This window comes from Nocardia sp. NPDC056611, from assembly GCF_042792755.1.
Taxonomy (GTDB): Bacteria; Actinomycetota; Actinomycetes; order Mycobacteriales; family Mycobacteriaceae; genus Nocardia.
Genome location: NZ_JBHTVV010000003.1, coordinates 24,112 through 46,338 on the forward strand (window position 1 = coordinate 24,112; position 22,227 = coordinate 46,338).

26 protein-coding genes are annotated in these 22,227 nt (G+C 69.3%); 17 read left to right on the forward strand and 9 right to left on the reverse strand.

Features of this window, described 5'->3' with window-relative positions:
- Positions 1-47: 47 nt before the first annotated feature.
- Entirely contained in the window at positions 48-1,355 is a 1,308-nt protein-coding gene (locus tag ACFRAQ_RS16780; RefSeq protein ID WP_379102104.1) for a nicotinate phosphoribosyltransferase, read from the reverse strand.
- A 182-nt stretch (positions 1,356-1,537) separates the two neighbouring features.
- On the opposite strand from ACFRAQ_RS16780, the gene clpS reads away from it, so the two are divergent.
- The 10 genes from clpS to ACFRAQ_RS16830 all read left to right on the forward strand — a co-directional run bounded on the left by clpS (position 1,538) and on the right by ACFRAQ_RS16830 (position 8,559).
- Positions 1,538-1,894 carry an ATP-dependent Clp protease adapter ClpS gene (clpS, locus tag ACFRAQ_RS16785; protein ID WP_379102106.1) on the forward strand — a complete coding sequence of 119 codons (357 nt, stop codon included), beginning with the start codon at positions 1,538-1,540 and terminating at the stop codon, positions 1,892-1,894.
- A gap of 22 nt (positions 1,895-1,916) precedes the next feature.
- Entirely contained in the window at positions 1,917-2,486 is a 570-nt protein-coding gene (locus tag ACFRAQ_RS16790) for a DUF2017 domain-containing protein (protein WP_379100362.1), read from the forward strand.
- 57 nt (positions 2,487-2,543) lie between these two features.
- Positions 2,544-3,605, forward strand: coding sequence for a P1 family peptidase (locus tag ACFRAQ_RS16795; RefSeq protein ID WP_379100364.1), 1,062 nt, complete (start codon positions 2,544-2,546; stop codon positions 3,603-3,605).
- A gap of 129 nt (positions 3,606-3,734) precedes the next feature.
- Positions 3,735-4,154 carry a M67 family metallopeptidase gene (locus ACFRAQ_RS16800; protein ID WP_357098659.1) on the forward strand — a complete coding sequence of 140 codons (420 nt, stop codon included), beginning with the start codon at positions 3,735-3,737 and terminating at the stop codon, positions 4,152-4,154.
- 30 nt (positions 4,155-4,184) lie between these two features.
- Positions 4,185-4,463 carry a MoaD/ThiS family protein gene (locus tag ACFRAQ_RS16805; protein ID WP_357289292.1) on the forward strand — a complete coding sequence of 93 codons (279 nt, stop codon included), beginning with the start codon at positions 4,185-4,187 and terminating at the stop codon, positions 4,461-4,463.
- 2 nt (positions 4,464-4,465) lie between these two features.
- Positions 4,466-5,428, forward strand: a complete 963-nt coding sequence (locus ACFRAQ_RS16810) for a PLP-dependent cysteine synthase family protein (protein ID WP_379100367.1) — start codon at positions 4,466-4,468, stop codon at positions 5,426-5,428.
- A 39-nt stretch (positions 5,429-5,467) separates the two neighbouring features.
- Positions 5,468-6,196 carry a rhomboid family intramembrane serine protease gene (locus ACFRAQ_RS16815; protein ID WP_379100369.1) on the forward strand — a complete coding sequence of 243 codons (729 nt, stop codon included), beginning with the start codon at positions 5,468-5,470 and terminating at the stop codon, positions 6,194-6,196.
- A 75-nt stretch (positions 6,197-6,271) separates the two neighbouring features.
- Positions 6,272-7,036 carry a cyclic nucleotide-degrading phosphodiesterase gene (locus tag ACFRAQ_RS16820; RefSeq protein ID WP_379100371.1) on the forward strand — a complete coding sequence of 255 codons (765 nt, stop codon included), beginning with the start codon at positions 6,272-6,274 and terminating at the stop codon, positions 7,034-7,036.
- Between the two features lie 150 nt (positions 7,037-7,186).
- Positions 7,187-7,957 (forward strand): ribonuclease PH, encoded by a 771-nt coding sequence (gene rph / locus ACFRAQ_RS16825; RefSeq protein WP_379100373.1) that lies wholly within the window; start codon positions 7,187-7,189, stop codon positions 7,955-7,957.
- Entirely contained in the window at positions 7,954-8,559 is a 606-nt protein-coding gene (locus ACFRAQ_RS16830) for a non-canonical purine NTP pyrophosphatase (RefSeq protein WP_357289281.1), read from the forward strand. The genes rph and ACFRAQ_RS16830 overlap by 4 nt, the downstream gene beginning before the upstream one ends.
- 94 nt (positions 8,560-8,653) lie before the next feature.
- On the opposite strand, the gene ACFRAQ_RS16835 is transcribed toward ACFRAQ_RS16830, so the two are convergent.
- The 3 genes from ACFRAQ_RS16835 to ACFRAQ_RS16845 are packed head-to-tail and all read right to left on the reverse strand — an operon-like array spanning position 8,654 to position 10,434.
- Positions 8,654-9,061: a DUF3817 domain-containing protein gene (locus ACFRAQ_RS16835; RefSeq protein ID WP_379100376.1), complete on the reverse strand. Its 408-nt coding sequence runs from the start codon at positions 9,059-9,061 to the stop codon at positions 8,654-8,656.
- On the reverse strand, positions 9,058-9,516 hold the full coding sequence (locus ACFRAQ_RS16840) for a transcriptional regulator (protein ID WP_379100378.1): 459 nt from the start codon (positions 9,514-9,516) through the stop codon (positions 9,058-9,060). The genes ACFRAQ_RS16835 and ACFRAQ_RS16840 overlap by 4 nt, the downstream gene beginning before the upstream one ends.
- Positions 9,517-9,558: 42 nt before the next feature.
- Complete coding sequence (locus ACFRAQ_RS16845) at positions 9,559-10,434, reverse strand: oxidoreductase (RefSeq protein ID WP_379100380.1); 876 nt, start codon at positions 10,432-10,434, stop codon at positions 9,559-9,561.
- 171 nt (positions 10,435-10,605) lie between these two features.
- On the opposite strand from ACFRAQ_RS16845, the gene ACFRAQ_RS16850 reads away from it, so the two are divergent.
- Positions 10,606-12,645 (forward strand): MDR family MFS transporter, encoded by a 2,040-nt coding sequence (locus ACFRAQ_RS16850; RefSeq protein ID WP_379100382.1) that lies wholly within the window; start codon positions 10,606-10,608, stop codon positions 12,643-12,645.
- A gap of 27 nt (positions 12,646-12,672) precedes the next feature.
- On the opposite strand, the gene ACFRAQ_RS16855 is transcribed toward ACFRAQ_RS16850, so the two are convergent.
- The 3 genes from ACFRAQ_RS16855 to ACFRAQ_RS16865 form a co-directional block, all read right to left on the reverse strand.
- Complete coding sequence (locus tag ACFRAQ_RS16855) at positions 12,673-13,878, reverse strand: FAD-dependent oxidoreductase (protein ID WP_379100384.1); 1,206 nt, start codon at positions 13,876-13,878, stop codon at positions 12,673-12,675.
- A gap of 185 nt (positions 13,879-14,063) precedes the next feature.
- On the reverse strand, positions 14,064-14,732 hold the full coding sequence (locus ACFRAQ_RS16860; protein WP_379100387.1) for a PadR family transcriptional regulator: 669 nt from the start codon (positions 14,730-14,732) through the stop codon (positions 14,064-14,066).
- 58 nt (positions 14,733-14,790) lie between these two features.
- On the reverse strand, positions 14,791-15,588 hold the full coding sequence (locus ACFRAQ_RS16865) for a helix-turn-helix domain-containing protein (RefSeq protein ID WP_379100389.1): 798 nt from the start codon (positions 15,586-15,588) through the stop codon (positions 14,791-14,793).
- A gap of 155 nt (positions 15,589-15,743) precedes the next feature.
- On the opposite strand from ACFRAQ_RS16865, the gene ACFRAQ_RS16870 reads away from it, so the two are divergent.
- The 3 genes from ACFRAQ_RS16870 (at position 15,744) to ACFRAQ_RS16880 (ending at position 17,930) form a co-directional block, all read left to right on the forward strand.
- Entirely contained in the window at positions 15,744-16,766 is a 1,023-nt protein-coding gene (locus ACFRAQ_RS16870) for an NAD(P)-dependent alcohol dehydrogenase (RefSeq protein WP_379100391.1), read from the forward strand.
- A gap of 169 nt (positions 16,767-16,935) precedes the next feature.
- Complete coding sequence (locus tag ACFRAQ_RS16875) at positions 16,936-17,478, forward strand: hypothetical protein (protein WP_379100393.1); 543 nt, start codon at positions 16,936-16,938, stop codon at positions 17,476-17,478.
- A 32-nt stretch (positions 17,479-17,510) separates the two neighbouring features.
- Entirely contained in the window at positions 17,511-17,930 is a 420-nt protein-coding gene (locus ACFRAQ_RS16880; protein WP_379100395.1) for a hypothetical protein, read from the forward strand.
- 21 nt (positions 17,931-17,951) lie between these two features.
- Here the strand turns inward: ACFRAQ_RS16880 and ACFRAQ_RS16885 are convergent, their stop codons facing one another.
- The gene (locus ACFRAQ_RS16885; RefSeq protein WP_379102108.1) at positions 17,952-18,683 is read right to left on the reverse strand and encodes a VIT family protein; all 732 of its coding nucleotides are present in this window, start codon (positions 18,681-18,683) and stop codon (positions 17,952-17,954) included.
- Between the two features lie 115 nt (positions 18,684-18,798).
- Here ACFRAQ_RS16885 and ACFRAQ_RS16890 point away from each other — a divergent pair, with 115 nt between their 5' ends.
- Positions 18,799-19,887: a calcium:proton antiporter gene (locus tag ACFRAQ_RS16890; RefSeq protein ID WP_379100397.1), complete on the forward strand. Its 1,089-nt coding sequence runs from the start codon at positions 18,799-18,801 to the stop codon at positions 19,885-19,887.
- A 6-nt stretch (positions 19,888-19,893) separates the two neighbouring features.
- Here ACFRAQ_RS16890 and ACFRAQ_RS16895 read toward each other — a convergent pair whose 3' ends face one another.
- Positions 19,894-20,124, reverse strand: coding sequence for a nuclear transport factor 2 family protein (locus ACFRAQ_RS16895; protein WP_379100399.1), 231 nt, complete (start codon positions 20,122-20,124; stop codon positions 19,894-19,896).
- Between the two features lie 400 nt (positions 20,125-20,524).
- On the opposite strand from ACFRAQ_RS16895, the gene ACFRAQ_RS16900 reads away from it, so the two are divergent.
- The gene (locus tag ACFRAQ_RS16900; RefSeq protein ID WP_379100401.1) at positions 20,525-21,361 is read left to right on the forward strand and encodes an ABC transporter permease; all 837 of its coding nucleotides are present in this window, start codon (positions 20,525-20,527) and stop codon (positions 21,359-21,361) included.
- The gene (locus ACFRAQ_RS16905) at positions 21,361-22,224 is read left to right on the forward strand and encodes an ABC transporter permease (RefSeq protein ID WP_379100403.1); all 864 of its coding nucleotides are present in this window, start codon (positions 21,361-21,363) and stop codon (positions 22,222-22,224) included. The genes ACFRAQ_RS16900 and ACFRAQ_RS16905 overlap by 1 nt, the downstream gene beginning before the upstream one ends.
- The last annotated feature ends 3 nt before the right edge of the window (positions 22,225-22,227 follow it).

Below are 22,227 nucleotides of genomic sequence, written 5' to 3' on the forward strand. Positions count from 1 at the left end.
CGAACCACAGCGGTTCGGGTCTCGTAGTGCATTGTGCCGCTCGGTCGTCAGCCCTGGAAGGTCGTCGGGATCGCCGGTTCGCCCGCCGACAGCTTCAGGCCCTCCCACGGAAGACTGATCAGGCCCTTCGCGACCAGTTCGCGGCTCTGGGCCAGGGTCGGCAGGCCGGGGAGCACCTCGCCGTCGCGGACCAGGGGGACCTGGAGGTCGCGGACCTCGAAGCGGCCGGACTCGGGGCGGTCCGAGACGGCCGGGTAGACGATCTCCTCGACCACGGTGCCGGTGTCGCGGGACAGGCGCACGGCGCGCTTGGTGCCGCCGCGAGACTCCTTGTGGGAGCTGCGTTTCGCGACCGGGACGCCCTCCACCTCGACCAGCTTGTAGACCATGCCCGCGGTGGGCGCGCCGGAGCCGGTGACCAGTGAGGTGCCGACGCCGTAGACGTCGACCGGTTCGGCGCGCAGCGCGGCGATGGCGTATTCGTCCAGGTCGCCGGACACCACGATGCGGGTGCGGAGGGCGCCCAGGGCGTCCAGCTGCTCGCGCACCTGCCGGGCCAGCACCCCCAGATCGCCGGAATCGATACGCACCCCGCCCAATTCGGGTCCCGCCACCTCGATGGCGGTGGCCACGCCGCGGGTGATGTCGAAGGTGTCCACCAGCAGCGTGGTGCCCACGCCCAGGGCCTCGACCTGGCTGCGGAAGGCCGCCGCCTCGTGCGCGCCGTCGCGGCCGCTGTGCAGCAGGGTGAAGGCGTGCGCGCTGGTCCCGGCGCTGGGCACCCCGAAGCTGCGGGCCGCCTCCAGGTTGGAGGTGGCGTCGAAGCCGGCCAGGTAGGCGGCGCGGGCGCTGGCGGGGGCGGCGAGTTCGTGGGTTCGGCGCGAACCCATTTCGATCATGCGGCGGCCCCCGGCCGCGCTGACCATGCGGGCGGCCGCGGCGGCGATGGCGCTGTCGTGGTTGTAGATGGACAGGATCAGGGTTTCCAGCAGTACGCATTCGGCGAAGGTGCCGCGCACGGTGACGATGGGGGAGCCGGGGAAGAACAGCTCGCCCTCGCGATAACCGTCGATCTGCCCGCCGAAGCGGTAGTCGCGCAACCACTCCAGGGTGCGCTCGTCGAGGAACTGGGCGGCGACCGCGAGTTCGGGCTCCCCGAAACGGAATTCGCCCAGGGCGGCCAGCAAACGCCCGGTCCCCGCGACCACACCGTAACGACGACCATTCGGCAATCTCCGAGCGAACACTTCGAAAGTGCACTGCCGCTGCGCCGAACCATCCGCCAGCGCCGCCGCCAGCATGGTGAGCTCGTACTGGTCGGTCAGCAATGCAGTACTGGTCAGTCCGTCAGCCATGATCACGTGGCCAACTCTAGGACGCGGATCGATGGCAGCGACTATCGACAGACCCGCACTTCGCGGCCCGCCTCGTTCTGGACTGTGGCTTGATCGGCCCCCGCCTGGGAACGGGGGAGCGAAGCGGAGGGCATATGGGCACCGCTGTTGTTTCATTGGGGTCGAGTCGTACCCTGGTTGATATGGGTCTGTGTAAAGAAGACGTTGTCGAGATGACCGCCGGTTCGGTGGGCGTCGGCGCGACACTGTCGTCGGCACAGGCGACACCGGAGGCCATTGAACACTCCGAGATTCTGGAAGCAGAGGATCGGCCCTGGGTCACCGTCGTATGGGACGATCCGGTCAATCTCATGCACTACGTGACCTATATTTTCCAGAAGCTCTTCGGCTACAGCAAAGGTAAGGCAACCGAGCTGATGCTGAAGGTCCACAACGATGGCAAGGCCGTGGTGTCCGCCGGTTCGCGCGACAAGATGGAGCACGACGTCCAACGGCTCCACGCCGCCGGGCTGTGGGCCACCATGCAACGTGACGAGTGAACAAGGCGACTACGGTGAACCCGTGCGGAAGTGGAGCAGAAAGAACTCCCTGGGCGGGCTGAAGCTGCGTTCGGAAATGGACGCCCACGAGGCGGACGTCCTGCGTTCCCTGGTCGGAGCGGTCACCGGACTGCTGATCGACCGGGCCGAATCGGCCCCCGAGGACGATCTCGCGGCGCTGACCGGGCTACAGCTCGGCAACTCGACGCCGCCCACCGACCCGCGGCTGGCCCGGCTGCTGCCGGACTTCCACCGCCCCGAACCCGGTTCCCCCGACGCCGAGCGCGCCGACCTGAACAGCGCCCTGCGCAGCCTGCACGAGCCGGAGATCATCGAATCCAAGGTGGCCGCGGGCCGGGTCGTGCTGGACACGCTCCCCCCGCAGGGCGGCCGCGTCGTCATCAACCCCGAACAGGCCGACGCCTGGCTCACCGCCCTCAATGACGTCCGCCTGGCCCTGGGCACGGCCCTCGACATCGACGCCGACACGCCCGAGCATTTCCCGGATGACGACCCGCGCGGCCCGAGCCTCGAGGTCTACCACTGGCTCACCTGGATGCAGGACTCGCTGATCCAGGCGCTCGCGCCGTAGCAGGTCCCCGACCTGCCCGGAGCGGGGCGTAGGGCCAATCAGACACCGAGGAGCGCCGTGAACGGTACTGCGGGACCACGTAATTCGATCACCGACGTCGGCGGGGTGCTGGTCGGGCATCACAGCCTCCTGGATCCGAACGCCACTCTCGGCGAGGGCGCTGCCACCGGCTGCACCGTGGTGCGCGTGCCGGGCGGCGTGGTCGCGGCGGTGGATGTGCGTGGCGGCGGCCCCGGCACCCGCGAGACCGACCTGCTGGATCCGGGAAACACTGTGCGGCAGGCGAATGCGATCCTGCTCACCGGCGGCAGCGCCTACGGCCTGGCCGCGGCCGACGGCGTCATGCGCTGGCTGGAGGAGCATCGGGAGGGCATTCCGATGGATCCCGCCGACCCCGCGCGGGTGGTGCCGATCGTGCCCGGCGCGGTCATCTTCGATCTGCCGGTGGGCGCGTGGAACATCCGGCCGGACGCGGACGCCGGATTCCTGGCCGCCGACGCCGCGGGAGAAGAGTTCGCGCGCGGTTCGGCCGGGGCGGGCGTGGGCGCGCGGGCCGGGTCGATCAAGGGCGGAATCGGCACGGCCAGTGTGCGTTTCGCGGAGGGCCCGGCCGCGGGCATCACGGTGGGTGCGGTGATCGTGGCGAATCCGGTCGGCTCGGTGTTCGATCCGCGCACCGGATTCCCGTGGGGTGCCGGCACCGACGGTCCCGAGTTCTTCGGGCTGCGCGCGCCCACCGCCGCGCAGCTGACCGCCGCCAACGCGCTGGCGGTGAAGGGCACCGTGCTCAACACCACGATCGGCGTGGTCGCGACCGACGCGGCGCTGGATCCGGCGGCCTGCCGCCGTCTGGCCGCCACCGCGCACGACGGCCTGGCCCGGGCCATCCGGCCCGCGCACTCCCCGCTGGACGGCGACACGCTGTTCGCGCTGGCCACCGGGACCGCCGAGCAGCAGCCGAATTTCCCACTGCCCCCGGCTTTTCCCGCGGATCTGCTGATCCTGGACCAGCTGTGCACGGCGGCCGCGGTGTGCGTGGAGCGGGCGATCGTGGACGCGATCCTGTCCGCGACGGCGGTGGCGGGCATCCCGACCTACCGCGACCTGTTCGACGAGTGACGCGACCCGGGCGCCCCCGGGCGCGAGGGTGACCGGCCGCCTCGGGAATACCCGCATATTCTCACCTGTTGACGGGAGCGTTTCGGCCGTTCGGCCGGGTGCCTCGGGCGCGAACGGAAGGATGCGACGGTGCTGGTGATCAGGGCGGACCTGGTGGAGGCGATGGTCGCGCACGCGCGCGCTGACCACCCCGACGAGGCCTGTGGCATCCTGGCCGGTCCCGAGGGCTCCGATCGCCCCGAGCGGTTCGTGCCGATGATCAATGCCGCCCGCTCGCCCACCTTCTACGAGTTCGATTCCGACGAGCACCTGCGCCTGTGGCGGGAGCTGGACGCGGCCGACGAGGAGCCGGTGGTGATCTACCACTCGCACACCGCGACCGAGGCGTACCCGAGCCGCACCGACGTGTCCTTCGCCTCCGAACCCCATGCCCACTACGTGCTGGTCTCCACCCGGGATCCGCACGAGCACGAGTTGCGCAGCTACCGGATCCTCGACGGTGTCGTCACCGAGGAACCGGTCGAGATCGTCGCCGCCTACCCCGCCTAGCGTCCACCCAGAAACAGAGGAGTCCCCCCGATGCCGGTCACCGTGTCCATCCCGACCATCATGCGCCCGATCACCAAGGGCGAGAAGCGAGTTCAGGCGCAGGGCGCGACCCTGGCCGCCGTCATCGCGGACCTGGAGGCCAACTATCCGGGCCTGGCGGCGAAGCTGCTCGAGGACGGCAAGCTCAAGCGCTACGTCAATATCTACGTCGACGACGAGGACGTGCGTTTCACCGGCGGCCTGGACGCCGAGGTGCCCGAGGGCGGCTCGATCACCATCCTGCCCGCGGTCGCCGGCGGGGCCCGCTGACCGTGGCCCGCTACGAGTCGCTGATCGCGACCCTCGGCAACACACCGCTGGTGGGTCTGAAGAACCTGTCCCCGCGCTGGGACGGTGACGAGCATGTGCGCCTGTGGGCCAAGCTCGAGGACCGCAATCCGACCGGTTCCATCAAGGACCGTCCGGCGCTGCGCATGATCGAGGCGGCCGAGGCCGAGGGGCGGCTCACGCCCGGCTGCACGATCCTGGAGCCGACCAGCGGCAATACCGGCATTTCGCTGGCCATGGCGGCCAAGCTGAAGGGGTACCGGCTGGTGTGCGTGATGCCGGAGAACACCTCGGTGGAGCGGCGTCAGCTGCTCACCATGTTCGGCGCGGAGATCATCGACTCCCCGGCCGCGGGCGGCTCCAATCAGGCCGTGGCGCTGGCCAAGCAGATCGCGGCCGAGAATCCGGACTGGGTGATGCTCTACCAGTACGGCAATCCGGCCAACTCGCTCGCGCACTACGAGACCACCGGCCCGGAGATCCTGGCCGACCTGCCCGAGATCACGCATTTCGTGGCCGGTCTCGGCACCACCGGCACGCTCATGGGCGCCGGGCGCTTCCTGCGCGAGAAGGTGCCGGGCATCGACATCGTCGCCGCCGAGCCTCGCTACGGCGAACTGGTCTACGGCCTGCGCAATCTCGACGAGGGCTTCGTCCCGGAGCTCTACGACGAGTCGGTGCTGACCTCCCGCTTCTCGGTCGGCCCCTACGACGCGGTCCGCCGCACCCGCGAATTGGTGCTGGAAGAGGGCATTTTCGCGGGCATCTCGACGGGTGCGATCCTGCACGCCGCGCTCGGGGTCGCCAAGAAGGCCGAGAAGGCCGGGCGGCGTGCCGATATCGCGTTCGTGGTCGCCGACGGCGGCTGGAAGTACCTGTCCACCGGCGCCTACGACGGCACGCTGGAGGAGGCGGAGGAGAGGCTCGACGGCCAGCTCTGGGCCTGATCCGGCGGTACGCTCGGGGCAGGGCTAGGAGGTCTTGCCATGAGCGGTGGCGGCGGCATGGGCGCGTCGTTCGATCCGGAGCGGATCGCGCGGCTGCGCAGGGAATTGGCCGAACCGGCGGCGGGGCGCACGCCCGTCCCGGCCGGCGACACCGGTTCGTCGGGTCCGGGCGCCCTGAAATCGCTGTGGCAGCGCGCCATTGCGCTGACGTTGGGCTTCACCGCGTTGCTGTACGGCGTGGAAGCGGTCGACAGCCTGTCCGGCGGCCGCCTCGAACAGAACGGGGTGCGGCCGCGTTCCGGCGAGGGTTTGACCGGCATCCTGTTCGCGCCTGTCCTGCATGCCAATTGGGGGCACCTGCTGGCGAACACGCTGCCGGTGCTGGTGCTCGGCCTGCTCACGTTGCTGACCGGGATCGGGCGCGGGCTGGCGGCGACCGCCGTCATCTGGGTGATCGCCGGTGCGGGGGTGTGGCTGACGGCCATGCCGCACACCGTGTCGGTGGGGGCGTCGGGACTGGTGTTCGGCTGGCTCACCTATCTGATCTGCTGGGGCTGGTTCTCGCGGAATGTGGTGCAGATCGCGGTCGGATTCGGGGTGCTGGCCGTCTACGGGTCGATCCTGTGGGGCGTGCTGCCGAGCAACCCGGAAATCTCTTGGCAAGGACATCTTTTCGGGGCGGTGGGTGGAGTGGTTGCCGGATGGGTACTCTCTGCTCATGAACGTCGTCATCGTCGCGGGGCTGACGCCGGCCGTCCCGCGTCGTAGGGGTGACGCTGGTCGCGGTCGGCGATTTGGGGGATCCCTCCGTTGAGTGAGAATGCAGCGTGGCAGCATGGGGGAATGCGCCTCACCGTCCTCGGGTGCTCGGGCAGCGTGTCCGGCCCGGATTCCCCGGCGTCGGGTTACCTGCTGACCGGCCCGGATATGACACCGACCGTCATCGATTTCGGACCCGGCGTGCTCGGCGCGCTGCAGCGTCACCTGGATCCGGGCGAGGTCGACATCTTCCTCACCCACCTGCACGCCGATCACTGCCTGGATTTGCCGGGCCTGCTGGTGTGGCGTCGCTACCACCCGAATCCGCCGACCGGTAAGGCCGTCGTCTACGGCCCGGCCGACACCTCGCTGCGGATCGGCAACGCCTCCGCGGAGATCGGCGGCGAGACCGACGACTGGTCCGACGTCATCGACATGCGGCCCTGGCAGGCGAGTGTCCCGATCCCGTTCGGCACCGGTCACACCGTCGAGGCGCGGCGCATGTTCCACCCGCCGGAGTCCTACGGCCTGCGCATCACCACCGCGGCCGGCCGCACCCTGGTCTACACCGGCGACACCGCGCTGTGCGACGAGGTCTTCGAGTTGGCCAGCGGCGCAGACGTTCTGCTGTCGGAGGCGTCGTGGACCCACGACCCGGCCAACCGCCCGCCGGGCATCCACCTCTCCGGCCACGAGGCGGGCCTGATCGCGGCCCGCGCGGGCGTCGGCGAGCTGCTGCTCACCCACATCCCGCCGTGGACCTCCCGCGAGGACGTCATCGCCGAGGCGAAGGCCGTGTTCTCGGGCCCGGTCCATGCCGTCTCCCCGGGCGAAGTTTTCGACATCTGACGCGACCACTGATTTCCTGGCGGTCGGGGTAACTCCCCGGGTACGCCCAGAATCGGTTCGGTACACGACCGTCGGCGCGGTGCGAGACATGCAACGGCTCTTGGCTGCCCGCTACAGGTGCGGGGAGGCGGCGGAGCTACGCTGTGCGTCGTGTCGAAACGAGCCGATGGCAGGGCGGATGACCAACTCCGCGACGTAAAGATCACTCGGGGTTTCACTTCGCACCCGGCCGGGTCGGTGCTGGTGGAGTTCGGGCAGACGCGGGTGATGTGCACCGCCAGCGTGACCGACGGCGTCCCCCCGTGGCGGCGTGATTCCGGATTGGGCTGGCTGACGGCCGAATACGCCATGCTGCCCGCCGCCACCCACACCCGCTCGGGCCGAGAGTCGGTGAAGGGCAAGGTCGGTGGCCGCACCCAGGAGATCTCCCGGCTGATCGGCCGTTCGCTGCGCGCCTGCATCGACCTGGCCGCCATCGGCGAGAACACCATCGCCCTGGACTGCGATGTGCTGCAGGCCGACGGCGGCACTCGCACCGCCGCCATCACCGGCGCGTACGTGGCGCTCTCCGACGCCATCACCTACCTGGGCGCGGCCGGGAAACTGGCCGACCCGCAACCGATCTCCTGCGCCATCGCCGCGGTGAGCGTCGGCGTCGTGGACGGCCGGGTGCGCCTGGACCTGCCCTACGAGGAGGACTCGCGCGCCGAGGTCGACATGAACGTGGTCGCCACCGATACCGGCACCCTGGTCGAGATCCAGGGCACCGGCGAGGGCGCCACCTTCCCGCGCTCCACCCTGGACAAGCTGCTCGATTCCGCGCTGGCGGGCTGCGAGCAGCTGTTCGTGGTGCAGAAGGAAGCCCTCGCGCTGCCGTACCCGGGCGTGCTGCCCGAGCCCGGGGAGTCCAAGAAGCGATGACCCGCGTCCTGGTCGCCAGCCGCAATGCCAAGAAGCTCACCGAACTGCGCCGCATCCTCGACGAGGCCGGTATCGCGGGCATCGAGCTCGTCGGCCTGAACGACGTCGAGCCCTACGACGAGGCCCCCGAAACCGAACCCACCTTCGAGGGCAATGCCCTGCTCAAGGCCCGCGACGGTTTCGCCGCCACCGGAATGCCCTGTGTCGCGGACGATTCCGGTCTCGAGGTGGATGCCCTCAACGGCATGCCCGGGGTGCTCTCGGCCCGCTGGTCGGGCACCCACGGCAAGGACGAGGCCAACAACACCCTGCTGCTGGCCCAGCTCGGCGACGTCCCCGACGAGCGTCGCGGGGCCCGCTTCGTCTCGGCCTGCGCCCTGGTCGGCGCCGGTGTCGAGGAAGTCGTGCGCGGCGAATGGCCGGGCGTCATCGGCCGGAAGCCGGTGGGCGACGGCGGTTTCGGCTACGACCCGTTGTTCTTCCCGGACGGCGGCGAGCTCTCCTCCGCCCAGCTCACCCCGGCCGAGAAGGACGCCGCCTCGCACCGCGGCCGCGCCCTGCGACAGCTGCTGCCCGCACTGGCCGCCCTCGCCGGTCACTGAATCACGGCAGACGAGAACACAGCATCACGGCAGACGAGAAAGGGGTTCGAGGACCTGGTCCTCGAACCCCTTTCGTACGTCGGTACGCCGGCTCTCAGAGGCCGAAGGCCGCTTTGACCTCGCGGGTCCGGTTGTGCTCGAACACGAAGGACAGGAATGGGATGGTGCCCGCCAGGCAGGTCAGGAAGGTGGTCATCGGCTGCCACCGCGCCTTGATGCCCAGGTCGATGGTGAAGACCAGGTACAGCATGTAGAACAGCCCGTGCACCTGGCCGATGTAGAACAGCCAGTGCGGGGCGGTGCTGCTGTCGTCGAGGAGCAGGTACTTGTAGACCATCTCGCCGCACAGCACCAGCAGCCAGATGCCGGTGATGTAGGCGAGCACGCGGTAGCGGGTGAGCGCGCCGCGGATCTTCTCGGGTGCGGCGGAACCGAGCGGGCGCGCCGGCGCGGTGGTCTCGGTGGCGACGGGGGACGGCGCGGAATTGTCGCTGGCGCTCAACCGGCGCTCCTCTCGGTGTGCTGCAGTCCGGCGTCACGGACCTGGTCGTCCATGTCGCGGGCGTGCAGGTCGGCCAGATACCTGTTGTATTCGGCGAGCTCTGGATCCTCGTCCCGGGCGGCCTGGGGGCGCTCCGGCAGCAGGCCCGCGGGAATCTCGCGCGGTGCGGCCGGTTTCGGGCGACGGGGGCGGGCGGTGGCTTCGGTGCCGGGCTCGGCGGGCGGGGTCTCGTCGTCCCCGGCTTCCTTCTCGAGCCGCACGAAGCGGACATAGGCCCAGATCACGAATCCGGCGAAGAGCGGCCACTGCAGCGCGTAGCCGAGATTCTGATAGGTGCCGCCGCCCGATTCGAACCGGGTCCACTGCCAGTAGCCCAGACCCAGGCACGCCGTGAACGCCACGACCACGAACACGATCAGGGCCGGGCGGCGTTGGGGAGCGGACACGCACTCCACGGTACCTGCCTACTACGGGTCCCGTAGTAGGCAGGTTGCCGATCAGAACTTGAATGTGACCCCGGTCAAACGCTCGGATTCCGCCCAGAGCCCGCGCAGCAGTTCCGGATCCCGGGAGATCTTGCTGGACGGCGAGGCCTCGACCGGGCCCTGGCTGCCGAAGAAGCGGGTCGGACCCCAGTAGGTGTTCGGGTCGGCGTCGGTCTCGGTCGCCGCGAACAGCGACGAGTAGGCCGCGTGGAACGGCGACTGGCCGATGATCCGGATGAACGGCTTGGAGATCTTGTCCAGGGGGGTTTCGGTCCGGGCGAACAGGTCGGTGGCCGAGACGCCGGGGTGCACGGCGTAGGAGCGCTTGGCCGAGCCCGCCGCGGCGAGCCGGTTCTGCAGTTCCCGCGCGAACATCAGGTTGGACAGCTTGGCCTGCGCGTAGGCGAGGTTGCGCTGGTAGCGGCGGTGCTCGTAGTTGAGGTCGTCGATCCACAGCTTGGGGGTCTGCTTGTGGGCGATCGAGGCCAGCGTGACCACCCGGTCGCCGATCTTGTCCAGCAGCAGGCCGGTCAGCGCGAAGTGGCCGAGATGGTTGACGCCCCACTGGGTCTCGAAGCCGTCCTTCGTCCGCGAGAACGGGATGTTCATCAGGCCCGCGTTATTGATCAGGACGTCGAATTCGCCGGTGCTCTCGGCGAACTGCCGGACCGAGTCCAGGCTGGCCAGGTCCAGGCTCGCCACGCGCACGTCGCCGTCGATGCGGTCGGCGACCTCCTGGGCCTTGGCGGCGTTGCGGCAGGCCATGATCACGGTCGCGCCCTTGCCCGCGAGTACCTTGGTGGTCTGCTCGCCGAGTCCGCCATTGGCTCCGGTGATGACGACCGTGCGCCCGGACTGGTCGGGAATATCGCTGGGCTTCCATGCCATGGCTGTTGACCTCGCAGGTTCGGCGTTCGCAGTGCGGCTCCGCACTCGGATGACCCGACCTTACTGCAGAGTAAGTTCCAGCGGTAGGCCGACTCGCCCATTGTCTCCCGCAATGCCTGGTTTGCCGTGTCGTTGCCGCATCCTCGCTGGTGAGCGCCACATACTGGGCCGATGACCGGTGCCAGCGTCACCGCCGCCAAGCCCGTCCCACCGCCGCCGATGAGCCGGGGCCGAAGGAACGTCGTCTTCGGAACCGTCGCGCTCGGCATGCTCATGGCCGCGCTGGACTCCACCATCGTCTCCACCGCGCTGCCCACCATCGTGGCGGATCTCGGCGGGGCCGGGCACATGGCCTGGGTGGTCACCTCCTACCTGGTGGCCGAGGCCATCGCCACCGCCCTCTCCGGCAAGTTCGGCGACCTGTTCGGTCGCAAACTGGTCTTCCAGATCAGCGGGGCCGTGTTCATCATCGGCTCGATGATCGCCGGGCTCGCGCACGGCATGACGCTGCTCATCGCGGCCCGCGCCATCCAGGGCCTGGGCGCGGGCGGGCTCATGGTCACCTCCATGGCCCTCATCGCCGACGTCATCCCGCTGCGCGAACGCGGCAAGTACCAGGGCGCGCTCGGCGCGGTCTTCGGGATCACCACCGTCCTCGGACCCACCCTGGGCGGACTGTTCACCGACCACCTGAGCTGGCGGTGGTGCTTCTACGTGAACGTCCCGCTCGCCGTCGTCATGATCGCGGCCGCGGCCCGCACCATCCCCATGACCCGGGCCGTGGTGAAACCGATCGTGGACTACCTGGGCATCGCGCTGGTCGCGGTCGGCGTCACCTGCCTGATCCTCGGATTGGAGTGGGGCGGACAGGAATACGCGTGGACCTCGCCCACCATCATCGGCCTGTTCGCGGCGGCCGCGGCGCTGCTGGCCACCTTCGTGGCCGCGGAGTTCCGGGCCCGCGAACCCATGCTGCCCATGCACCTGTTCCGCAGCAATGTGTTCACCGTGTGCTCGATCCTGAGCTTCATCGTCGGCTTCGCGCTGCTCGGGGCCATGACCTATCTGCCCGCGTATCTGCAGTACGTGGAAGGTGTTTCGGCCACCGCGTCCGGGCTGCGCACCCTGCCGCTGGTGGTCGGGTTGTTCTTCACCTCCATCCTGTCCGGCAATATCGTCGGGAAGACGGGCCACTACAAGGCGTTTCCGATCATCGGGTGCGCGGTGATGGCGGTGGGCCTGTTCCTCATGTCGACCATGGGGCCGGGCACCAGCACCTGGTTGATGTCGTTGTACATGCTGATCCTGGGCCTGGGCGTCGGTCTGGCCATGCAGGTGCTGACCATCGCCGTGCAGAACAGCGTCCCGTACTCGGATCTGGGGACCGCCACCTCCGGGGTCACCTTCTTCCGGACCATCGGCAGCGCGTTCGGGACCACCGTGTTCGGCACGCTGTACTCGAATCAGCTGCGGCCGAATCTGGAAGCGGCGCTGATCGAATCGCGGGTGTCGCCGCAGGTCGCGCAGAGTCCGGCGCTGTTGCGGGAGCTGCCGCCGCAGCAGGCCGCGCCGATCATCCACGCCTACGCCGACTCCATCGACTTCGTCTTCCGCTGGGTGGTGCCGGTGGCGGTGCTCGGCTTCGTCGTGGCGTGGTTCCTGAAGCAGGTCACGCTGCGTGACAGCGCTCGCGCGGAGGCCACCGACGTGGGGGAGCAGTTCTCCATGCCGGACTCGGGCGACCGGCTGGTGCAGCTCGAGCGTTGTGTGGCGGGAGTGTTGCGCAGACTGCGCGACACTACGGTGCCGGATCCGGGAATCCTTGCGGCGGCGGGCAGTTCGCTCGGCCGTGACGAGGCGTGGGCGTTGGGGCAGGTGCGGATGTACACCCGGTTGCGCGGCACCGCCACCCTCGCGGACATCGCCCGAACCCATTGGATTCCGGCGGAATTGATCGATCCGGTGTACGTCAAGGCGGAGCGGGAGGGGTTGTTGCGCCGCGACGGCGGCGAACTCGCCCTCACCGCCAAGGGGGACCAGGAGGTCGATCGGGTCCGGGGTGCGTGGAAGCGCTGGCTCGAAAGTCAGCTCACCGGTTGGGATTCCACGGATCCGGCGGATCGGGCGCTGCTGGATCAGGCGATCGACAATATCGCCACCAAACTGCTGGACGAGGCCGACCGGCCCGACGTACTGCCGGTCGGCCACTGAGCCCTGACAGGTGTCGGCCACGTCCGATCAGGCGTGGACGGCGGCGGGCCGCACGGTGGCGTCCCAATCGATCCGGAACCGCTGCTCGCCGCCGAGCATCTTCTCCGGATTCATCCGCTTGAACATGATCGGCATCATCAACTGCATGGCCATCCGGGCGACCGGCCCGGCCGCCTTGGTCTGGTTCATTCGCGCCACCCGCGCCGCGACCGCCTCCACCCGCGGCCGCCGCAGCGCCTCGTAGGTGGCGAAAGCCATTGCCGGGTCGTCGATGTCGCGCAGGCAGCGGGCCAGCTCGATGCCGCTCTCGATGGCCAGCGACGCCCCCTGCCCGGAGGTGTTGCTGGGCGCGTGGATGGCGTCGCCGGTGAGCGCCATGCGTCCCCGGTGCCAGTGCGGCACCCGCGGCATCACGTGCAGCGCGCCGATCACCTGCAGCTGTGCGGTGGTGGTGGCCTCGGCCAGCTGCCGGCCGGGCAGGTCGTCGGCGTAGGTCTCGCGCAGGGTCCGCAGCCACTGTTCGGTGGAGACGGCGCGGGCCTCGGTGAGCGAGTAGTACTGCTCGGTGGGAAGATTCGCGCCCCACGCGACCCGGCCGTCGGGCATGGCCCAGTACAGGTAGTAGGCCCGCTTGCCGAAGGCGAAGGTCATGGTCTCCGGCTCCAGGTCGAGGGGTGCGTCGGTGTACGCGCCGAAGCCGAGCATCCGCAGGTAGGTGGGTCCGGGCGCGTTCGGGTCGACCAGGGTGCGCACGGTGGAGCGGATGCCGTCCGCGCCGATCAGCACGTCCGCGGTGGCGCTGCTGCCGTCGGCGAAGATGGCGGTGACGCCGCCCGCGTGCTCCTCCACCTCGACCAGCCGCTTGTCGTATTCGAAGCGCACCCCGGCCGCGACGGCGGTGTCGTGCAGGATCTCGTGCAGGTCGGAGCGGTCGATCACGCGCAGCGGCTCGATGTCGACCAGCCCGGGCAGTGGGAACTGCTTGCTGTTGACCGACATCGTGGAGCGGCTGAGGGGTGCGGCCTTGGCGCGCACCGGATCTCCGGCCCCGACCAGGTCGAGGGCGGCGACGCCATTGGGTGCGAGGGCGAGGTTGGCGCCGATCCCGTAGGCGGGGCCCGGATACGCCTCGAAGACGGTGGCGTCGATACCGGCCCGGTGCAGGGCGGTGGCGGTGACGGGGCCGGAGATGCCGCCGCCGATGATGATCGCGGAACGAGTGGTTGTGGACATGGGTCTCTCCCGAGAAGTGTTCGAAGACTTGCCGAAGACCTCGAACCGTCCCGCGCGTGGAGAACCCAGTTATCCTGTAGTTGCCAAACTCGGTGCCGGGTTCGCCTGCACGGACGCGGTTCGAGACGGTGTGTTCCGGGCTTCGGTGGCGGTGTTGCAGCACCCTCGCCGGGGCCCGGTTCCGTTCATGAGTCGTGCTGAGTGTGCGGTGTGTTCGCGCCCCCTTCCGCAGCCGGCTCTGCCAGGTCGGGGGGTAGAACGCCGTCGCGATGCCAGGCCCGCCAGCCCTCGGTGTCCGGGAAGCTGCCGTCGGCGAGCGCGTCGCGCAGGCCGCGGGCCCAGTCGGCCTCGGCCGCCAGCATGGTCAGCTGGTAGTCCTCTTCGATCAGGAACAGGCGGGGCACCGAGCCGTCCAGAGCGGCCAGTTGGGCGCGGGTTTCGGCGATGATGGTGTCCAGCTTGGTGATTCGCCGGGTGAGCAGGTCGACGACCTCGTCCGGGGGCAGCACCGAGAGCACGGAGAGCCCGGCCATGAAGCGGCGTTTCTCGGGTTCGGGGTCGGCGATGAGTTCGCGGGTCCAGTCCACCAGTTCGGCGCGGCCCGCGTCGGTGATGCGGTAGATGGTGCGTTCGGGGCGCGCGCCGTCGCGTTCGCTGCCGGTGATCTCCAGGAAGCCGTGCTTGGTGAGGTTGTCCACGACGGTATAGAGCGAGCCCCATTTGATGCCCATGTCGTTGTCCTTGCCCCAGGCCCGCAACCTCGCGGCGATCTCGTACCGGTGCATGGGCTGGAGCACGACGGCGGACAGCACCGCCAGACCCATCAGATTGGCGACCTTGCGCCTGCGGGCCATGGGGCACCTCCTTACTCGTCTACGAATATACGTCTACGAGTAATGGGGTCGCAAGCACTTACTCCCCGGCGAAGCGCGCCCGCAGGAGGTCGGAGGTGGCCTGGTCGGCGGGCAGGAACGCCTCCAGGTGCAGCTCCGACAGGGTGATGTCGGTGGCCGTCGCGAACGAGGTGAGGGTGGTGATGAGCCGCAGCTCACCGGCCTCGAAGCGGAGTCGCAGCGGCACCGCGAAACCCAGGTGCCCGGGCCCGGGATCCACCGGCGGCAGGTAGCCCTCGAGCTCCGCGATGAGCGCGTCCAGCGCGGGATCGGGGCTGCGGCCCGCCCGATTGCGCAGGCTGTCGGTGATGTGGCGGCCCCACTCCGGCAGGTTCACCACCCGCCGTGCCAGGCCGTCCGGATGCAGGGCCAGGCGCAGCACATTGACCGGCGAATCCAGCAGTTCCGGCGCGCAGCCCTCGGTCAGCAGCTCGAACGCGGGATTCGCCGCCACCAGCACCCCGAAGGGGCGGGTCACCACCGCCGGATACGGCAGGTGTCCCTGCAGGATGGTGTCGAGCGCGTGCCGGACCGCGCCGAGTTCCGGTGCGTCCAGGGAGGATTCGGGAAACACCGGGGCGTACCCGGCCGCCAGCAGCATCGCGTTGCGTTCGCGCAGGGACAGCCCGAGCACCTCGGCCAGCCGCACCACCATGGTCCGCCCGGGATGGGAGCGGCCCTGTTCCAGGAAGCTCAGATACCGCTGGCTGGTCTCGGCCGCGATGGCGAGATCGAGCTGGCTGAGCCGTCGCCGGGTGCGCCAGCCGCGCAGTTCCTGGGCGAAGGGTGTCGTCGTCGCCACGGCCATGGTCGTCATACCTCCACTGTGCGGACTGGGATGCGGACGCGCGATTCCCTCCAGGGAATGACGTGGGCGGCCATCCGATCATTCCCTGGAGGGAATCGCACGGATTCGCCGGACCGCACAGACTCGCTTCTCGACAACCGGACTCGATCCCCACGGAGAAGACCATGAATGGCATTGCCTACCAACTGGAATCGCGGCGCGGCCTTGCCGGGCTGACCGCCCGGGCGCAGGAGATTCCGGTGCCGGGCCCGCGCCAGGTCGTGGTGCGGGTGCGCGCCACCGCGCTCAACCGGCGCGACATCATGCTGCTGGAGGGCAGCTATGTGCTGCCCGCCCGTCCCGGCGTCGTGCCGCTGGTCGACGGTGTCGGCGAGGTGATCGCGCGGGGCGATCGGGTGACCCGCGCCGCGATCGGCGACCGGGTGGCCGGCACCTACTTCGTCTCCTGGATCGACGGCCCGCAGCTGCAGGCGGCGTCCGCCCAGCAGTACGGCGCGAATCACGACGGGTGGCTCGCCACCTACATACTGCTGGAGGAGGATTCGGTGGTCCATGTGCCCGCGCATCTCACCGATGCCGAGGCGGCGTCGCTGACCTGCGCGGGGCTGGTGGCCTGGGCCGCGCTGACCAAGCCGGTCCCGGCGGGGCCGGGGGAGACCGTGTTGACCACCGGCACCGGCTCGGTGGCGCTGGCGGCGGTTCAGCACGCCAAAATGCTGGGGGCGCAGGTCATTTCGATCACATCCTCGGCCGAGAAGGCGGAGCGGTTGCGGAAACTGGGCGCCGACGAGGTGATCGATCGAGTCCAGGTGCCGGACTGGGAGCGGTCGGTGCTCGAGCTCACCGGCGGCGAGGGCGTCCAGCACGCGGTGGAGGCCGTCGGCATGCCTACACTGCCGAAATCCGTTGCCTCCGCGGCGTACAACGCACAGGTGACGTTGATCGGAGCGTTTCCGCCGGTGCCGGGCCGGCCGCAGCCGCCCAGCCTGTTCGGGGGCAAGTTCGTGTCGATTCGCCGCATCGCGGTGGGTAGCCGGGCGGATTTCGAGGCGATGAACGCCGCGCTGGCCGAGCACCAGGTCCGGCCGGTCATCGACCGGGTGTACCCGTTCGAGGAGTCGGTCGAGGCGTACCGGTACTTCATGGAAGGTGACCCGTTCGGCAAGGTGGTGATCTCCATGGAGTGACCGCTATCTATTGGCAATCAGTTGGAAAAGAGACCCACCTGGAACGATTTCCTTATCGTGTGGAAGGTTCTGCAATTCCGCAAATCTGTGTAGCGTGCCTGAAGGAGTGGCTTTTCGGATCTGCGGCTATCGCTTCGACCGAAGGAGTTCCCGGGTGACGGTGGGTGCGGTGCATGAGAGACCCGAGGCGGCGGACGAAGCGTCCGCCGAAGGCACCCCAGGTCTGAGCGCACCGGGGGCGATGTCGCCGAAGATGCTGGGCTGGCTCGTGATGCTGTCGGTGAGCATGGTGGTCGCGCTGATCGGCGGCACCCTGTGGGAGGGCTTGAACAGTCGCGGCGGGCCCGACGCCCCGGCCGGTCCGGCGCCCAGTACCTCGCAGCAGCCGGTCGTCGCCACCACCTCGCCCGTCCCGGCTCCCGCTTCGGCCCCGCCGCACGGCCCCGCCCCGGCTCCCGGTCCCGCCGCACCGCCTCCGCCTCCGCCCGCCCCGGTGGCGCAGAATCCCGCTCCCGCACCGCAAACCGAGCATTATGTCCCGCCCCCGCAGCCCCCGGTCGAGGTCGCGCCCCAGCCGGCGCCGGCCCCGCTGCCGGCGCCCGCGCCGGAACCCGCGCCCGCACCGCCGCCTCCGCCACCTGCGCTGCCCGACATCCTCGCCCCGATCCTGCCGTTCCTGGTGCCCCCGCCCCCGCCGCCGCCCGCGCCCTAGCCGCGCGACGCGGAATCCGAAGGAGGACAGCCATGCTCGGAACCGCCGACGAAATCCAGCGCGACACCGGCGATCTCGATCCGCGCCGCCTGGGGCAGGTCCTGCTCGCCGCCGTGCTGATGGCGGCCGCTGTCGGGGTGGGCGTGCTGATCACGTACTCGGCGGAGAGTCCGGTCGCCGACACCTCGGTCGTGAATGTGCCGCGGCTGCGCCACGATCCGCACGCTCCGGCACAGCATCCGCCGAATATCGCTCCGGCGGGCCAGGTCCCCTTCGCGCCCGGCGTGAATCCCGCGGCGCCGAATCCGGTGGCGCCCGCGCCGCTTCCGGCCCCGGCGGCGGTGCGGCCGGCTCCGCTACCGCCCGGGCCGCCGCGGCCGGTGGACGTGCCGGTGGTCATCGTCGGTGAGGCCGGTCCGGTGGAGCTGCCTGCGCCGCCGCCCGCCGAGTGACCCGGATCCTCAGCCGGCCCACTAGATTCCGGCGACGCCCGCGAGCTGGCCGATTCCGTAGGTGACGGCCATGGCGATCGCGCCGCCGAGTACCACGCGCAGCACCGCGCGGCGCGGGTTGGCGCCGCCCATCCGGGCGCTGACCGATCCGGTCAGGGCCAGCGCCACCAGCACCGCGGCGAAACAGACGGGGATGCGCCACTGGACCGGCGGCACCAGGATGGCGATCAGCGGCAGCAGCGCGCCGATGGTGAAGGAGACGGCCGAGGACAGTGCGGCATGCCACGGGTTGGTGAGTTCGTGTGGGTTCAAACCCAATTCGGCCTCGGCGTGGGCGGCGAAGGCGTCGTGTGCGGTGAGCTCCTCGGCGACCTGGCGCGCGGTCTCGGCGCTCAGGCCCTTGGCCCGGTAGATGCCGGTGAGTTCGGTCAGTTCGTATTCGGGTTCCTCGGCCAGTTCGCGCTTCTCCTTGGACAGCAGGGCGCGTTCGGTGTCGCGCTGGGTGCTGACCGAGACGTACTCGCCGACCGCCATGGAGATCGCGCCCGCGGCGAGTCCGGCGACGCCCGCGGTGAGTATGGCGTCGGAGTCGGTGGAGGCGGCCGCGACGCCGACCACCAGACCGGCGGTGGAGACGATGCCGTCATTGGCGCCGAGCACGCCCGCGCGCAGCCAGTTCAGTTTGGCCGAGAGGCTGGTGTCGTGCGGCTCATGCGGGTGCGGCGCCGTTGTGTCGGTGGTTCCGGCTCCGATGTCATCCACCTGATCAGCGTAATTCACCGTTCACGACTCATGCGGGAGCGTGATCGGGCGAGGCATGGCTCCCACTTCCAGGGGAAGCGGATGATTTGCTGGAACTATGGGGGCCATGGCGGGTTTCTGCAAGCGGTATTGGGCGGTCATCCTCCCGTTGGCGGCGGCGCTGGTGTTGACGGTGACGTGGGGCCGGGAGCTGAACTCGACGGTGGCGGTGCTGGTCGGGGTCTGGCTGATCGGCGCGGTGCTGTCGTCGGTCCATCACGCGGAGACGGTGGCGCACCGGGTGGGGGAGCCGTTCGGGTCGCTGATCCTGGCGGTGGCGGTGACCATCATCGAGGTCGGCCTGATCGTCACGCTCATGGTGTCCAGCGGTGAGAAGGCCGCCTCGCTGGCCCGCGACACCGTCTTCGCCGCCGTGATGATCACGTGCAATGGGATTTTCGGGCTGTCCCTGCTGGTGGGAGCGTTGCGGCGGCGGGTGGCCGTCTTCAATGCCGAGGGCACGGGCGGGGCGCTGGCCACGGTCGCGACGCTGGCCACGCTGAGTCTGGTACTGCCGACCTTCACCACCAGTGAGCCGGGTCCGGTCTTCTCGGCCTCGCAGTTGATCTTCGCCGCGGCGGCCTCGCTGGTGCTGTACGGGGTCTTCGTGATGGTGCAGACGGTCCGGCATCCGGACGACTTCCTGCCCGTCGAGGGTTCGTCCGCGGCGGCCGAGAACGAGCACGAGGAGCCGCCGACCCGGCGGGAGTCGCTGCGCAGCCTGGGTTTGCTGCTGGTTGCCCTGATCGGAGTGGTCGGTTTGGCGAAGGTGGAGTCGCCCAATATCGAACACGGGATCGCGGCTGTCGGGCTGCCGCCGTCCGCGGTCGGTGTGGTGATCGCGATGCTGGTCCTGCTGCCCGAGACCATCGCGGCCGTGCGGACCGCGCGCCGGGACCGGGTGCAGATCTCGCTGAACCTGGCGCTGGGTTCGGCCATGGCCAGTATCGGCCTGACCATCCCCGCCATCGCACTGGCCTCGATCTGGATCTCGGGCCCGCTCATGCTCGGCCTGGGCGCGACCCAGATGGTGCTGCTGGCCCTGACGGTAGTGGTCGGCGCGCTGACCGTGGTGCCCGGTCGCGCGACCCTGCTCCAGGGCTGTGTGCACCTGGTGTTGTTCTCCGCCTTCGTCTTTCTCGCGGTCAGCCCGTAGGCGCGGTCACGAGGTCCAGCGGTAGATCTGGCCGTCGCGTAGCTCGAAGGCCGTCGCCGGTGCTGTGGCGTGGTGCCGCGACAGCAGCGCCATCACCCGGGTGCGCCCGCGGGTGGTGACGCCGTCCTCGGTCCAGTGCACGTAGGGGTGCACCAGTTTCGCGAATTCCGCCCAGTCGCCGGCCTCGATCGTGCGCAGGACCGCCGACACCACGTTTTCGACAGGCACAGTGTCCACACGCGACAGTGAACACGCAGTGTCCGGGTTACGCGCGGGTTCGCCGGGGAAGCATGGGTTGCTGAGAGATCACTCGATACGGCTTCGGGTATGGCTGAGGGCCTCGAACCCCCCTTTCGGGGGGTCTGCTCGGAGGGTGCCGCGGATCATGGTTATAGCTGTTCCGCTCTGATAACACGTTCTAGAATCCCAGGTCACATGGGTCTTCGTCCCGCTGACCGGGACCGACGAACCGGGTACTCATCGGTAACTTAGAGGCTCCGGTCACACTCCGGTCCGATTTGTTGTAACTCCGGGTAACCATTAGCTTTGATGGCAGGCAGTGTTGCCGATCACGGAGAAGAAATTTGAAGCTCGTCACCCCGCGTCGGTTCCGGCGTCTCGAAGAAGTAGTCCCCCGATGACCCGGGCCGTCCAGAGCCGGTCCGCCGTGCGCATCGTTCGGGACAACTTCTCCAGCACCTCGGTGGCGTCGCTGCGCACCTTCGGCCGCGCGGTCGGCATCGCCGAGGAGGCCGTGGCCGGGACCTTCACCGATATCGCGCGTCGCCAGTTCCAGTGGAAAGAGGCGATCCTGCAGGCGTGGCGGCTGATCACGGTCACCGCGATCCCGGCCATCCTCATCGCGATTCCGTTCGGTGTCATCGTCTCGGTCCAGGTGGGCAATCTGATCCACACGCTGGGCGCGGATTCGCTGCTCGGCGCGACCGGCGGCCTCGGCGTCATCAAACAGGGCGCACCGCTGGCCACCGGCTTCCTGCTGGGCGGCGCGGGCGCGGCGGCGCTGGCCGCGGATCTGGGCGCGCGCACCATCCGCGAGGAGATCGACGCGCTGAACACCATGGGCATCAGCCCGATTCACCGCCTGGTGATCCCGCGGCTGGTGGCGATGGTCTTCGTGGCGCCGCTGCTCAACGTGCTCATCATCTTCGTCGGCGTGCTCGCCGGGTACGGCGTCGCCATCGGCGGACAGGGCGTCACGCCCGGCTCGTACTGGTCCACCTTCGGCTCCTTCACCACCACCGCCGATGTGTGGGTGTCGCTGTTGAAGGCCGTCGTCTTCGGTTTCCTCGTGGTGATCATCGCCTGCCAGCGCGGGCTCGAGGCGAAGGGCGGCCCGCGGGGTGTCGCCGACGCCGTGAACGCCGCGGTGGTCCTGTCGGTGGTGTCGATCGTGACGGTCAATCTGGTCGCCACGCAGATCACCGATCTGTTCCTGCCCACCAGGCTGGCCTGATGTCGGCTACCTACGTGCCCAAGGGTTTGGGCTGGGCCGCACGCGCTTATCGCAAGCGTGGACTGATCCTGCGCCGGGTGGAGAACCTGGGTTTCACGCTGGCCTTCGTCTGGCAGGTGCTGTCGTCGATTCCGTTGACGCTGAAGCGGTATCGCGCGGAGACCATGCGCGCCATCAGCGACATGACCTGGGGCCGCGGCTCGGTCATCGTCGGCGGTGGGACCGTACCGATGATGATCGTGCTCGGTCTGGTCATGGGCGCGTCGGTGGCGGTGGAGTCCTTCACCACGCTGGACATGCTGGGCATGGGCCCGGTGTCGGGTCTGGTGTCGGCGTACGCCACCACGCGTGAGCTGGCCCCGATCGTGGCGGCCATCGGTTTCGCGGCGCAGGCCGGCTGCCGCATGACCGCGGAGATCGGTTCCATGCGCATCTCCGAGGAGATCGACGCCATCGAATCCCTCGGTCTGCGTTCGGTTCCCTTCGTGGTGACCACCCGCGTGCTGGCGGGCGCGGTCGCCATCGTGCCGACCTTCCTGATCGCGCTGATCCTGTCGTATGCCGCCTGCCGGGGATTGATCACCTTGGTGCACGGGGCCTCGGCCGGTGTGTACGACCACTATTTCTTCCAATTCGTCTCCGGCTTCGACGTGATCGCGGCGGTGGTGAAGGTGGCCGTGTTCGCGGTGGTGGTGATCCTGATCCACTGCTACTTCGGCTTCTTCGCGACCGGTGGTCCGGAGGGCGTGGGCATCGCCTCGGGTAAGGCGGTCCGCGCGTCGTCGGTGGCCATCGTGGCCATGGACATGGTCATGTCGCTGGCCCTGTGGGGCTTCAACTCGGCGATTACGTTCACGGGGTAGGGG